An 11,857-nucleotide genomic window follows, 5' to 3' on the forward strand; every position below is an offset into this window, starting at 1 on the left:
GAGAGCGGCTCAACCAACCACGGCGGGCGGGGAAAGGTATCTCTCGGCGCTGTCGGGGATGACGACGACGATCGTCTTGCCGGCGCTTTCCGGCCGGGCGGCCACGGCCGTGGCGGCGGCGAGCACCGCGCCGGCGGACGTTCCGGCGAGAATGCCCTCCTCCGTCGCAAGCGCCCGCGCCGTCGCCCGCGCATCGGTAGTTTCCACGGCGATCACTTCGTCGACGATGCTCGCGTCGAAATTGTCCGGCAGATGGTCCGCCTCGACCTCCGTCACCTTGTGGACGCCCTCGATCGCCTCCGCATAGGGGTTTTCCTTCGTCGGCAGGGAATCGGCGGTCGGCTCGGCGACGATGACCCTCACGTCGGGCTTCTGCTCCTTCAGGAAACGGCCGGCGCCGGAGATGGTGCCGCCGGTGCCCACGGCGCCGACCAGGATATCCACGGCGCCAGCGGTATCGCGCCAGATTTCGGGACCGGTCGTCTCGTAATGAATGCGCGGATTGGCGGGATTGGCGAGCTGGTCGGTGAAGAACGCGCCCGGGTTCTCCTCGCGGATACGCGCCTGGATGACATCGAGGGCGTCGGGCTCCAGAAACGCGTGATTGTCGACGAGCACGATCTCCGCGCCGAACTGGCGCAGGATGTTGATCTTGTCCGGGCTGATGATGTTCCTGAGATAGAACTTCGATCGATAGCCGCGCGACGCGGCGACCGCGGCGAGGCCGATGCCGGTGTTGCCGCTGGTGATGTCGACCAGCAGGTCGCCGGGCTTCAGCTGGCCGCTTCTCTCCCCTTCCCGGATGATGGCCCAGGCAGTGCGGTCCTTGACGCTGCCGGCCGGGTTCAGGTACTCGATCTTGGCGATGAGCCGCGCCGCGAGGTCCCGGTTCTTCCTGATCCTGTGAAGCTCCAGCAACGGCGTGTTGCCGATGAGTTCCACGAGGTTGTCGTATATCCTGCCCATGGGCCGCTCTCCCGTCTTCGCCGGCCTGTCCCGCGCGGGGGGAGGCGGCGAGAGGGCGTTTTCCTTCTCGACGCCGGAAAGGGATGTCATCGCCGTCCTCTCCCTGCCGCCTCGCCGGCGGCGGCGAACGCCTTCTCCTGCAAGGCAGCCCGCAACCCGCTGATATCTTTCGTGAACGGCAGCGACTTGTAGATCTCCGGATCGACGCTGGTGTCGAAGAGCGGCGTGTAGCCGGAGGTCAGATAGAGCCTTGCCGCTCCCAGTTGCCGGAACCCGGTGGTGAGATAGAGCCGCGTATAGCCCTGCCGGGCGGCCTGCCATTCCAGCTCCGTCACGATCCGGCGGGCGATGCCCTGGCGGCGCAGGGTGGCCTCCGTCCATATCCGCTTGAGTTCGGCGGTCTCGTCGTCGTAGCGCTTGAAGGCGCCGCCGGCGATCACGGTGCCGTCGCGCTCCAGCAGCAAGAAATTGCCCGCCGGCGGCGCGAAAAGCTCGGGCGGGTAGCGCTCCATCTCGGTCAGGCCGTCCTCGGTCTTGAAATAATCGCCGTAGAGCGCCTCGTATTCGGCGGCCAGCGCCTCGACCAGGGGGCGCGCCCGCTCGTCGGCCGGCGAGGTGTGGATGATGATGTCAGCCATGGCGGAAGATCGGCTTGCGGGAGACCGGCTTGCAAACGAAGGCAGGAAAGGGCGCGCGTTCATGCGAGATACGCCTGTGCCAGACGCGCCCAGTAGACCGCGGCGGGCGCCAGGATCGCGTCGTTGAAGTTGTAGGCGGGCGTGTGCAGGGGTGCGCTGTCGCCGTTGCCGACGAACAGGTAGCTGCCCGGCCGCTCCCGCAGCAGATAGGAAAAATCCTCGCTCGCGGTGCGTGGCGCGAAGTCCTGCTCGATGCGGGAGAGGCCGAACGTGTCGATGGCGACATCGCGGGCGAAGGCCGTCTCCGCGGGATGGTTGAACACGGGCGGGAAGCCGCCGCGATAGTCGACCTGCGCGGTCGCGCCGAAGGCCGCCGCCTGGGCCTCGGCGAGTGTCGTGATGCGCTCCTTGACATGGGCGCGCACGGCCTCGTCATAGGCGCGCGCCGTGAGCGTCAGTTCCACGCTTTCAGGAATGACGTTGGCCGCCTTGCCGCCGTGGATGGAGCCGACCGTGACCACGGCGGTGTCGAGCGGGTTCACGTTGCGCGCCACCACGCTCTGCAGCGCGAGGACGATGGCCGCGCTCGCCAGCACCGGGTCGACGGCAAGGTGGGGCGCGGCGCCGTGGCCGCCCCTGCCCCGCACGGTGATGCGCGCATAATCGATCGACGCCATCGCCGGGCCTTCCACGAAGCCGAACTGGCCCTCGGGCACACCAGGCCAGTTGTGCAGGCCGAAAACGGCATCGCTCGGGAATCGCTCGAACAGGCCGTCGCGCAGCATGCCGTGCGCACCGCGACCGATCTCTTCCGCCGGCTGGAAGATGAGGTTGAGCGTGCCGGAAAAGCGGCCGCTCTCGGCCAGATAGCGCGCGGCGGCGAGCAGGATGGTGGTGTGCCCGTCATGGCCGCAGGCATGCATCACGCCCGGCGTCTCGCTGGCATAGGGCAGGCCGGACGCCTCCTCGATGGGCAGGGCGTCCATGTCGGCGCGAATGGCGAGGCTGCGCGTGCCCTCCCCCCGCTTGAGCCGGCCGACGACGCCGGTGCCGCCGATGCCGGTCGTCACCTCATAGCCCCAGGATGCCAGCAGCCGCGCCACGATCGCCGCCGTGCGCTTCTCCTGAAAGGCGAGTTCCGGATGCGCATGCAGGTCGCGCCGCAGGGCGACGAACTCGTCGATGGTGGCGAGGACGCCCTGCTCCACCCGGTCGTTGACACCCGTTCCCGGCTCTCCGCCCTGATGCGTCATGTCCTGTCCCTCATTCGGCCGCGGCGGGCTGCGCGGCGTAGCGGCTCTCGCGCCGCGGCAGACCGAGATGGTCGCGCAGGGTGTGCCCGATCTGCCCGCGGTCGTAGCGTCCGCGCTTTTCCAGGACCGGGATGACATGGTCGACGAAGTCGCCGAAGCCCTGGGCAATGACCGGGAACCCGAGGATGAAGCCGTCCGCCGCCCCCGCATCGACCCAGCGGATGATCTCTTCCGCCACCTTCTCGGCGGAACCGATGAAGGGCGTGCGCGGCGTCGCCACCTCGAGCGCGATCTCGCGCAACGTCGCGCCGCTCTCCTTCGCCTTCTCCTTGATGCGATCGGTGGTGGAGCGGAAATCGTTCTTGCCGAGATCGCCGAGGTCCGGGAACGGCTCGTCCAGCGGATAGACGCTGAAATCGTGGTGGCTGAAGAAACGGCCGATATAGGCCAGCGCCTCGTCGATGGACACGAGATCGCGGATCACCCGGTACTTGGCCTCGGCCTCCTCCTCGGTGCTGCCGACGATCGGACCGACGCCGGGGAAGATTTTCACATCGCCGGCATCGCGCCCGTGGGCGACGGCGCTGGCGCGCACCTTCTCGGCGAAGGCGGCATTCTCCTCGGCCGACACGTTGTTGGTGAACACCCCGTCCGCGTGCCGCCCGGCGAGGCGGATACCGGATTCCGACGATCCCGCCTGAAAGACCACCGGCTGTCCCTGCCGGGAACGGCCGATGTTCAGCGGCCCCGTCACCGAGAAGTGCCTGCCGCGATGGTTGAGGGTGTGCAGCTTCGCCCTGTCGAAGAACACGCCGGTCTCGCGGTCGCGGACGAAGGCGTCGTCGTCCCACGAATCCCACAGCCCCTTCACGACGTCGAGATATTCGTCGGCGATCTCGTAGCGCAGGCCGTGCTCCGGATGCGGGCGGCCGTAGTTGCCGGCGCTCCCCTCCAGCGGCGATGTCACCACGTTCCAGCCGGCGCGCCCGCCGCTGATGAGATCGATCGAGGCGAGCTGGCGCGCGACGGTGAACGGATCGCTGTAGGACGTGGAAATGGTGCCCACCAGCCCGATGCGGCTCGTGACGGCGGCGAGCGCCGACAGCAGGGCGACGGGCTCGAAGCGATTGAGGAAATGCGGGATCGACTTCTCGTTGATGTAGAGGCCATCGGCGATGAAGGCGAAGGCGATGCCCGCCTCCTCGGCCTTGCGCGCCGTCGATGCATAGAAATCGAAGTTCACGCTGGCATCGGCGGGACCCGAGGGATGGCGCCACGAATTGAGATGGCTGCCCGGCCCCTGCAGCATGATGCCGAACGTGATGGGTTTTCCGCTCATGACGGCTTGCTCCCTGTTCCGAGATGTCGTCAGGCCGCCGCGGCCCGCCGCCGGCGCGCCAGCAGCTCGACCGTGCCGAAGCGCACGGCCTCGGCCGCGATCGGCAGGTCGATGACGAATTCTTCCACGCCGAAGCGGGCGCCGAGCGCCTCGAGCTCCCGTCCCACGGCATCCGGCGTGCCGTGGAGCGTGATGGGCTTGTTCTCGATGACGGTGTAGGCCGTCGTGTCCGCCTGGTCGACGCCGACCTCGCGCAGGAAATTCTCGGCCTTTTCCCGCGAGCCGACATTGACGCTGCGTCCGTCGTTCAGCGTCACCCTGAAGATGGTTCTGTCGTCGACATAGGGCGCGATATCGGCCGGGTCTTCCGCCACGATGGCGGCAAGCGCGATGAGAGGCGTCTCGCCGCCGGCAGCGCGATAGGCGTCGAGGGATTTTGCGAGATGCGCGGCATCGCCGTTGAGATGCGCGGCATAGACGAAGCCCCAGCCGTGGCTGCCCGCAAGCCGCGCGCTGTCCGCGCTCGCGCCGAGCAGGAATCGTTCGGGTTGCCCGGCGATCTCCGGCGTCGCCTTCACGCCCGCCAGCGGATGCGGCGTCTCGAAACCGCCACTAAGAAAGGCGTCGATCTGGGCGATCTGCTCGGCAAAACCGGGCTTGCCAGCCGGATCGTAGCCCCACTGCAGCGCCCGTGTGGACAGCGGCAGGCCGCCGGGCGCCTTGCCGACACCGAGATCGATGCGTCCCGGCGCCAGCGACGACAGCAGCTTGAAGTTCTCCACCACCTTGTAGGCGCTGTAGTGCTGCAGCATCACGCCGCCCGTGCCGACACGGATGTGCGCAGTATGCGCGAGGAGATAGGCAGCCAGCAGTTCCGGCGAGGGGCTGGCGAGATCCTCGCTGTTGTGGTGTTCCGCCACCCAGAACCGCCGGTAGCCGAGCTCTTCGGCCTTGCGGGCGAGCGCGACGGTGCGGGCCAGCGCCTCGACCGCCGTCTCTCCCTTCTGCAACGGACTTTTGTCCAAAAGACTCAGCGTGTAGGTCATCAGGGTGGTGTCTTTCCGAATTCAGGAATGGCGCGTCGATCCGGTGGGAAAATTGCGCTGCAACGTTGAAATTATATCTATAGAGTTTGTATAGGTTCAAGCGGGTTTTTTCCCGCTCGTCCGGCTTCAACGCCCGGCGCTGCCGGCAACGCTTCTCACAACAACGATCATCGAGGATGAAGAATGGTCAAGGACAAGCTTTTCCTGATCAAACCCGGCTTCACGGATCCCAACAGGCCGGGCGCGGTTTTCGTGTGTCCCTACTGCAATAAGATCGAGGGATTGCTGGCGGCTTTTCCCGCGCTGGCGGCAGGCATCGACGTCGCCCGGGTCGATTTCCCCCGCCCCCGCGCCGAGGTGATCGCGTTGCTGGGCGAGGACAACCAGTCGTTGCCCGCCTTCGTCTTCGGCGACAATCCGCCGGCCGATGCCCGCGAACACAACGGCATCCGTTTCATCAGCAACACCATCCGCATTGTCGCCCTCCTGGCCGAACGCCATGGCTTCCCGCAACTGCACTGACCGCGGCCGTCAGCGAGCGCTGTCGACATCGGTCCGGGCGAAATCCGCCCCGACGTACAGCAAGCGGCAGCCGTGCTCCTTCGCCACCGCGTAGGCAAAGCAATCCCCGACATTCAGCGAGCCGGGTGAATGCCCTTTCCCCATGCCTCATAGGCCTCGGCGATGCGCCGCGCGGATGCGGGCGTGACGCTGACGATCTCGAAGCCGAGCCCGCCGATCGACTGCCCCACCTCTTCGCCCACATTGCGGCGCCGGGCGACGATCAGCGCTTCGGCAACCGTGCCGGCGGAGATCAGCAGGCGATCCTCGGCTTCGAGAACAGCGGCGCAGGCATCCGCTTGCGGCTCGTTCAGAACGATCGCCATCAGCGGGGAGGTATCGACGGCGATCAGCCGGGAAGGCCATCCTCATCATACAGAAATCCTGGCTGCGCGGCGCGCCCGGCCTGGCGGCAGCCTTCGTGGCGGCAGAAGCGCGGACCGCATCGAGCAAGGCTCTGCGAGATTTCGCGTCGACTGCCGGCTTGACCGGAACCAGCCGGACGGCGGCATGGCCATGACGGATCAGGATAATTTCATCCCCCGCTTCGGCGCGTCGTACCAGTTCGGTCAGTTGTCCTTTCGCTTCGGTCACGGATATCCGCATGAACGAGCCCCTGGTTCGGATGAGCCCATGCAATTAGACCGTTTAATGGTCCATTTCAATGCCAGGGCAGGGATTTGAAAGCAAGCGGCGGGATGAGACGGGGTGGTTGAAACTCTTAACCTCACGGCAGATTTGATAGAAGGAGACAACCAATGGAACTGGTGATGGAACGGGCAACCGAAACCGAACGCGATCCGCGCTGGCAAAGCGTCCTCGCCCGCGATCCGGCGAGCGACGGCGATTTCGTCTATGCCGTGAAGACGTCGGGCGCCTATTGCCGCCCCTCCTGCCCTTCGCGCGCCGCGAAGCCGCGGAACGTGACCTTTTACGATACGCCCGAGGATGCCGAAGCCGCCGGCTTCCGGCCCTGCCTGCGCTGCAATCCCAGGGGCCTGTCGTCAGCGCAAGCGAATGCGGCCATCGTCGCCGAAATCTGCCGCATCATCGACGAGGCCGACGACGTGCCGCGCCTCGACGATCTGGCAGCGCGCGCCGGCATGAGCCCCCATTACTTCCACCGCCAGTTCAAGGCGATCACCGGGCTGACGCCCCGTGCCTATGCGGCGGCACACCGGGCCAAGCGGGTGCGGGAAGAGCTGCCTGCGGCCTCCAGCGTCACCGATGCGATCTACGCCGCCGGCTTCAACGCCAGCAGCCGGTTCTACGATCAGTCTCCCGACATGCTGGGCATGACGCCGTCGGCCTACAGGAACGGTGGCAAGGACGCCGATATCCGCTTCGCGGTGGGGCAATGCTCGCTCGGTGCAATCCTGGTCGCACGAAGCGACAGGGGCATCTGCGCGATCAGCCTCGGCGACGATCCCGATGCCCTGGTGCGCGACTTGCAGGACCGCTTTCCCCAGGCCCGGCTGACGGGCGACGATCCGGATTTCGCGGGCCTGGTCGCAAGGGTCGTGGGTTTCGTCGAAGCGCCCCGCATAGGGCTCGACCTGCCGCTCGACATCCGCGGGACGGCGTTTCAAACGCGCGTCTGGCAGGCCCTGCGCGACATACCCGCGGGCCAGACCGCCAGCTACAGCGAGATCGCCCGCCGGATCGGCGCCCCCCGCGCGGTTCGGGCAGTCGCGGGGGCCTGCGCCGCGAACGCGATCGCGGTCGCCATTCCCTGCCACCGGGTCGTGCGCACCGACGGCGACCTGTCGGGCTATCGCTGGGGCGTGCCGCGCAAGCGCGCCCTGCTGGACAAGGAGGCGCAGGCATGAGTGCGGCAGACATCATGAGCCCGCAAGACCGTCTGACGCGCTTCGATTGGGCGGCCTTCGCGACGGAACTGGATGCGCGTGGCTGCGCGGTTCTGCCCGGCATCCTGACGCCGGCCGAGAGCCGCGATCTCGCCGCGCTCTACCCGCATGAGGATTATTTCCGCAGCCATATCCACATGGCGCGGCACGGTTTCGGCAAGGGCGAATACCGCTATTTCAAATATCCCCTGCCGGATCTGATCGCGGACCTGCGGACAGGGCTCTATCCGCATCTGGCGACGGTCGCGAACGGCTGGAATGCGCGCATGGAGGTCGACACCCGCTATCCCGATACGCTCGACGCCTTCCTGCGGCAATGCCACGCGGCGGGCCAGACCCGCCCGACGCCGCTGCTGCTGCAATACGGACCCGGCGACTTCAACTGCCTGCATCAGGACCTCTATGGCGATCTGGCCTTCCCCCTGCAGATCGCCTTTCTGCTGTCCGAGCCGGGACGCGACTTCACCGGCGGGGAATTCGTTCTCACCGAACAGCGCCCCCGGATGCAGAGCCGCGCTGAGGTCGTGCCGCTGCGCCAGGGCGATGCCGTCGCCTTCGCCGTTCACCACCGCCCGGTACGCGGCACCCACGGCGACTACCGCGTCAACATGCGTCACGGCGTCAGCACGGTTCGAACCGGTCAACGGCATACGCTGGGGATCATTTTCCATGATGCGAGGTAGGGACCGCCGCCAGATGGGGGATGGCGGCTGTCCCTGTGCGACGTCGGTGCGATACTACGTCAGCCGGGCCGATATGCCGCCGTCGGCCAGCATAGGGGTTCCCGTCACGAAGCTCGCGCGATCGGACAGGAGAAAGAGGGCGACTTGCGCGATCTCGTCGGCTGTCGCCATCCGTTTCATCGGATGCAGGCCGGCAATGAAGTCCAGCACCTGCGGGTTGCCTTCGCCCCCGGCCGGCGTGATGGTGCCGCCCGGCAGCAGCGCGTTGACGCGAATGCCCTCTGCCGCATGATCCGACGCCAGCGACCGGACGAGCCCGATCAGGCCCGCCTTGGACGCCGCATAGGCCCCCATTCCCGGCATGCCGCCGTTGCTGAAGCCGACAAAGGACGATGTGAACACGATTGCGCCCTGCCCCCGCTTTTGCATCGCCGGGATCTGCGCCTTCGCGGCCCAGAAGGCGGCCGTCAGATTGACCGCGATGACATCGTGCCAGTTGTCGGGTTCCATGTCCGGGACAGGCCCCATCTCTCCGACGATGCCGGCATTGTTGAAGGCGCCGTCCAGCGCGCCGAACTCCCTCAACGCGCGATCGACAAGCGCTCCGGCATAGCCTTCGTCCTTCACATCGCCCGCGAGACAGACGGCCCGGCCATTGCCCCGATTGATCGACGCCGCAAGAGTTTCGAGTTCCGCCGACCGGCGCGCTCCAAGCATCACCCTGGCGCCCTCGGCGGCGAACCGGACGGCCGCTGCCGCGCCGATGCCGCTGCTCGCCCCTGTAACGATGATCGATTTGCCTTTCAGTTCCATGATCCGTCTCCTCTGAACATTGGATCATGGCTGTCTAGCGTCGGGCGGGCCGAGCGGCCTCCTGTTCCTTGCCTTCGAAAGAAACCGTCGCCCCGTGCCGCCGCTTGCCGCGCGAGGGACATTCCCCTGAAGCTGTAGTCAGACGATACCGTGCTGCTTCAGAAGCGCCTGCTCGTCGCCTGATACCCAGCCGAAGACCTTCGCTTCGCCGTCCAGAATCTGGACGAGGTAGTGAACATCAAAATCTATCGCCGTCTCGGGCAGGTCCTTGCGGGCATATGTCGCCGTCCAGGCGACATGAGCCACACAATGGCATTCGTCTATCGGAGAGACGCGGACATGCCGAAGCCGCATCCCCTTGGTGCCTATGGCCCGATAGTGCGCATATCCTCGCACCATGACCTGCCTGAACCGATCGTCGTTCTTCCCGGACATGACCCCGGCAGGCGAAGCGGCGATGAAGTCCGAGGCATACAACGATGCGGCCTCATCCATGTCCACCTCCCCCTCCAGAGACTGCCTGAAAAAGCTCTCATATCGCTCGAACAGCTTTCTTACGGCTTTATCCATCAGGCGTTCCCTCCGAATGTGGTCTGGGCTTGTCGGGCCGGTTTGACGGCGTTCGACAGAGAGGCCAACGGCCCCTTCGGGCTCCCCGTGCCACCCGGCCCGATGTCACTCGACAGTGGGCGATGCGGATATGGCCAACATGGGGCCGATGAAGCCATTTCACCCCCTCCGATCATCGGCGAGCGCGGCACGAAGGGGCCAGTTCGCCGATGGTCGGGTCGCGGACCTTCGCCCTTGCGTGTCGCCTTGGCTCTTGCTCCTCGAGTTACTGGAGGAAGTAGCCTGTGGCCATCGATCGATCAAGAGCGGAGCATCGACCATGAAACCCATGACCGCAGCACTCATCCTCGGAGGCGCCGGCCTTGGCATGTTCGCTGGGGCGAGCGGAACGGCCTATGTCCCGGCGGGTATGGCTATCGCCGCCGGGGTCGGGGCGTTTGCCTGGCATGCGATGCGGCGCCGTCGACCCCCGGCATGCTTGCCTGCGTCCTCCTGCGGGTGCGCATCTTCTTCCACGCAAACGAATGAAAATGAAGCAGCGGAGGAGGCAATTGCCTGCACGCTCCAGACGGAGGACTTCAAGAGCCGCGCCGTCTGGATCAGAGGCATCGCCGAGCGGCATCTGAAGAAGTTCATGCGCTCCCCGCTGACGCTCCATCTCCTCTACGAACCGGAAGCGGCGGACGACATGCGCGAGATGGTGCGCAAGGAGCAGGAATGCTGCGCCTTTCTGCGCTTCGACCTGTCGGTCGCCGACGACGCGGTCCATCTCCTGATCACCGCACCGGAGGCGGCACGGGAAGCCGCCGACATGCTCTTCGACCATTTCGTACCGGACTTAGAGCCCGTTGAGGCAACCTGAACAAGAAGAAGCCAACCATGATGAAGGTCTGGAACGGGCACAGCACGCCCTGTGGCGGAAACGCATCGTCGCTGCTGCGGCCCTCCCGCTGGTGCGCTGGGGTCCTGAGTTGTCATTCAGTGACCGAAGGATGCTGTCCCAAAAGCTGCCGCTCCGGAAGCTGCGGCATTGTTCGGACCGGAATGTCCGTGATGCGGGATTGGGCGGTCATTGATCGGCTTATGACAAGACTTCAATGAAACCCGAGACGGCCTTCCCGACGTTCTCCAGTCGCGCCAAAGCTGCCCCGTTCAGTGCAAGTGCAACAGATGCTCCTATCACGCGCCGGATTTGCATGCGACATGCATGCGACAGGCTGGAGAATTCGGGCGGGACGATTGCGGTGATCGCGCCGTCGCTCGGCTATGAATCCGAGGGCGCCTTCAGCACGGCGTTCAAGCGGGTCATGGGCTGTGCGCCGCGGCAGTATGGACGCAGGCCAAGGCCGATCATCGTTGCGCCGAGCATCGACGACCCTCCGGAATAGATGCGTGACAGCGAGGCGCCCCGACCGATCCATTGACCGGCCGTTCCGGTTCGCGTGCATTGATCGTCAGCGTCAAACGCGCCAGATGCACGCGACCGTGCTCGAACTCCGCGGAGCCGACCCGTCTGTAGAAAACCACCCCGGACCGCGGCAGGTCAAGTATCGCCAGGAATGCGGGCGATGACCTTGATTTCGAAGTCGAAGCCGGCGAGCCAGTTGACGCCGATCGCGGTCCAGTTCGGATAGGGTGCCTGTGGGAAGATCTCGTTCTTCACGGCCATGACGGTTTCGAACTGGTTTTCAGGGTCCGTGTGGAAAGTCGTGACGTCGACGATGTCGTCGAAGGTGCACCCCCCTGCCGCGAGCGTCGCCTTCAGATTGGCGAAGGCCAGTCGGACCTGCGCGGCAAAGTCCGGTTCCGGCGAGCCATCGGAACGGCTGCCGACCTGGCCGGAAACGAACAACAGATCGCCGGACCGGATTGCGGCGGAATAGCCATGCGCCTCGTAAAGAGCGTGGCGATTTGCGGGGAAGACAGCATCGCGTTGCGCCATGTCGTGGTCCTTTCATATACCACCGTCCCGCGCGAAACCGGTTGCGGCATCGCGGGCAGGATTGCACATATGCGACGCAATTTTATATACGCCGCGTATGTGAAATAGGTATATACGCAGCGTATGTCAACCTGGATACGTTGCGTATCTGAAATGAAAGGTGAGCGATGGCACGAAA

At 65.7% G+C, this 11,857-nt stretch carries 13 protein-coding genes and 2 pseudogenes; 5 read left to right on the forward strand and 10 right to left on the reverse strand.

Annotation, left to right across the window (positions count from 1 at the left end; translation table 11 throughout):
* Positions 1 to 9 precede the first annotated feature (9 nt).
* From ACUSIJ_RS17000 to ACUSIJ_RS17020, 5 genes are read right to left on the reverse strand one after another with little or no spacing between them, the layout of a single operon-like run.
* Positions 10 to 1,056, reverse strand: a complete 1,047-nt coding sequence (locus ACUSIJ_RS17000) for a PLP-dependent cysteine synthase family protein (protein ID WP_449309607.1) — start codon at positions 1,054 to 1,056, stop codon at positions 10 to 12.
* Positions 1,053 to 1,604, reverse strand: coding sequence for a GNAT family N-acetyltransferase (locus ACUSIJ_RS17005; RefSeq protein ID WP_449309608.1), 552 nt, complete (start codon positions 1,602 to 1,604; stop codon positions 1,053 to 1,055). The genes ACUSIJ_RS17000 and ACUSIJ_RS17005 overlap by 4 nt, the downstream gene beginning before the upstream one ends.
* 59 nt (positions 1,605 to 1,663) lie before the next feature.
* Positions 1,664 to 2,857 (reverse strand): M20 aminoacylase family protein, encoded by a 1,194-nt coding sequence (locus ACUSIJ_RS17010; RefSeq protein ID WP_449309609.1) that lies wholly within the window; start codon positions 2,855 to 2,857, stop codon positions 1,664 to 1,666.
* Positions 2,858 to 2,867: 10 nt separating this feature from the next.
* The gene (locus tag ACUSIJ_RS17015) at positions 2,868 to 4,196 is read right to left on the reverse strand and encodes an LLM class flavin-dependent oxidoreductase (RefSeq protein WP_449309610.1); all 1,329 of its coding nucleotides are present in this window, start codon (positions 4,194 to 4,196) and stop codon (positions 2,868 to 2,870) included.
* 29 nt (positions 4,197 to 4,225) lie between these two features.
* Positions 4,226 to 5,242, reverse strand: a complete 1,017-nt coding sequence (locus tag ACUSIJ_RS17020; protein WP_449309611.1) for an MsnO8 family LLM class oxidoreductase — start codon at positions 5,240 to 5,242, stop codon at positions 4,226 to 4,228.
* A gap of 183 nt (positions 5,243 to 5,425) precedes the next feature.
* On the opposite strand from ACUSIJ_RS17020, the gene ACUSIJ_RS17025 reads away from it, so the two are divergent.
* A complete protein-coding gene (locus ACUSIJ_RS17025; protein WP_449309612.1) occupies positions 5,426 to 5,764 on the forward strand; it encodes a DUF3088 domain-containing protein in 339 nt (112 codons plus the stop codon).
* A 9-nt stretch (positions 5,765 to 5,773) separates the two neighbouring features.
* Here the strand turns inward: ACUSIJ_RS17025 and ACUSIJ_RS17030 are convergent.
* Together ACUSIJ_RS17030 and ACUSIJ_RS17035 are read right to left on the reverse strand one after the other, a co-directional pair.
* Positions 5,774 to 6,156, reverse strand: a pseudogene (locus tag ACUSIJ_RS17030) (type II toxin-antitoxin system VapC family toxin).
* Positions 6,153 to 6,409 (reverse strand): annotated as a pseudogene (locus ACUSIJ_RS17035) (type II toxin-antitoxin system Phd/YefM family antitoxin). Before ACUSIJ_RS17035 ends, ACUSIJ_RS17030 begins: the two co-directional pseudogenes overlap by 4 nt.
* A 152-nt stretch (positions 6,410 to 6,561) precedes the next feature.
* Between ACUSIJ_RS17035 and ada the strand changes: the two are divergent.
* Positions 6,562 to 7,632, forward strand: coding sequence for a bifunctional DNA-binding transcriptional regulator/O6-methylguanine-DNA methyltransferase Ada (gene ada, locus ACUSIJ_RS17040; RefSeq protein ID WP_449309613.1), 1,071 nt, complete (start codon positions 6,562 to 6,564; stop codon positions 7,630 to 7,632).
* The gene (locus ACUSIJ_RS17045) at positions 7,629 to 8,354 is read left to right on the forward strand and encodes a 2OG-Fe(II) oxygenase (RefSeq protein WP_449309614.1); all 726 of its coding nucleotides are present in this window, start codon (positions 7,629 to 7,631) and stop codon (positions 8,352 to 8,354) included. Before ada ends, ACUSIJ_RS17045 begins: the two co-directional genes overlap by 4 nt.
* A gap of 54 nt (positions 8,355 to 8,408) precedes the next feature.
* On the opposite strand, the gene ACUSIJ_RS17050 is transcribed toward ACUSIJ_RS17045, so the two are convergent.
* On the reverse strand, positions 8,409 to 9,167 hold the full coding sequence (locus tag ACUSIJ_RS17050) for an SDR family oxidoreductase (protein WP_449309615.1): 759 nt from the start codon (positions 9,165 to 9,167) through the stop codon (positions 8,409 to 8,411).
* 138 nt (positions 9,168 to 9,305) lie between these two features.
* Entirely contained in the window at positions 9,306 to 9,737 is a 432-nt protein-coding gene (locus ACUSIJ_RS17055; protein WP_449309616.1) for a nuclear transport factor 2 family protein, read from the reverse strand.
* A gap of 130 nt (positions 9,738 to 9,867) precedes the next feature.
* Between ACUSIJ_RS17055 and ACUSIJ_RS17060 the strand changes: the two genes are divergently transcribed.
* Together ACUSIJ_RS17060 and ACUSIJ_RS17065 are read left to right on the forward strand one after the other, a co-directional pair.
* Complete coding sequence (locus tag ACUSIJ_RS17060) at positions 9,868 to 10,599, forward strand: hypothetical protein (RefSeq protein WP_449309617.1); 732 nt, start codon at positions 9,868 to 9,870, stop codon at positions 10,597 to 10,599.
* 235 nt (positions 10,600 to 10,834) lie between these two features.
* Positions 10,835 to 11,125, forward strand: coding sequence for a helix-turn-helix domain-containing protein (locus tag ACUSIJ_RS17065; RefSeq protein ID WP_449309618.1), 291 nt, complete (start codon positions 10,835 to 10,837; stop codon positions 11,123 to 11,125).
* A 155-nt stretch (positions 11,126 to 11,280) separates the two neighbouring features.
* On the opposite strand, the gene ACUSIJ_RS17070 is transcribed toward ACUSIJ_RS17065, so the two are convergent.
* Positions 11,281 to 11,679 carry a RidA family protein gene (locus ACUSIJ_RS17070; protein ID WP_449309619.1) on the reverse strand — a complete coding sequence of 133 codons (399 nt, stop codon included), beginning with the start codon at positions 11,677 to 11,679 and terminating at the stop codon, positions 11,281 to 11,283.
* Positions 11,680 to 11,857: the final 178 nt, after the last annotated feature.

This window comes from Pseudochelatococcus sp. B33 (assembly GCF_053570585.1).

Bases quoted from the DNA above. Each gene is read 5' to 3' on its own strand.
- ACUSIJ_RS17000 (WP_449309607.1), bottom strand. From the start codon at position 1,056: ATGACATCCCTTTCCGGCGTCGAGAAGGAAAACGCCCTCTCGCCGCCT.
- ACUSIJ_RS17005 (WP_449309608.1), bottom strand. From the start codon at position 1,604: ATGGCTGACATCATCATCCACACCTCGCCGGCCGACGAGCGGGCGCGC.
- ACUSIJ_RS17010 (WP_449309609.1), bottom strand. From the start codon at position 2,857: ATGACGCATCAGGGCGGAGAGCCGGGAACGGGTGTCAACGACCGGGTG.
- ACUSIJ_RS17015 (WP_449309610.1), bottom strand. From the start codon at position 4,196: ATGAGCGGAAAACCCATCACGTTCGGCATCATGCTGCAGGGGCCGGGC.
- ACUSIJ_RS17020 (WP_449309611.1), bottom strand. From the start codon at position 5,242: ATGACCTACACGCTGAGTCTTTTGGACAAAAGTCCGTTGCAGAAGGGA.
- ACUSIJ_RS17025 (WP_449309612.1), top strand. From the start codon at position 5,426: ATGGTCAAGGACAAGCTTTTCCTGATCAAACCCGGCTTCACGGATCCC.
- ada (WP_449309613.1), top strand. From the start codon at position 6,562: ATGGAACTGGTGATGGAACGGGCAACCGAAACCGAACGCGATCCGCGC.
- ACUSIJ_RS17045 (WP_449309614.1), top strand. From the start codon at position 7,629: ATGAGTGCGGCAGACATCATGAGCCCGCAAGACCGTCTGACGCGCTTC.
- ACUSIJ_RS17050 (WP_449309615.1), bottom strand. From the start codon at position 9,167: ATGGAACTGAAAGGCAAATCGATCATCGTTACAGGGGCGAGCAGCGGC.
- ACUSIJ_RS17055 (WP_449309616.1), bottom strand. From the start codon at position 9,737: ATGGATAAAGCCGTAAGAAAGCTGTTCGAGCGATATGAGAGCTTTTTC.
- ACUSIJ_RS17060 (WP_449309617.1), top strand. From the start codon at position 9,868: ATGGCCAACATGGGGCCGATGAAGCCATTTCACCCCCTCCGATCATCG.
- ACUSIJ_RS17065 (WP_449309618.1), top strand. From the start codon at position 10,835: ATGAAACCCGAGACGGCCTTCCCGACGTTCTCCAGTCGCGCCAAAGCT.
- ACUSIJ_RS17070 (WP_449309619.1), bottom strand. From the start codon at position 11,679: ATGGCGCAACGCGATGCTGTCTTCCCCGCAAATCGCCACGCTCTTTAC.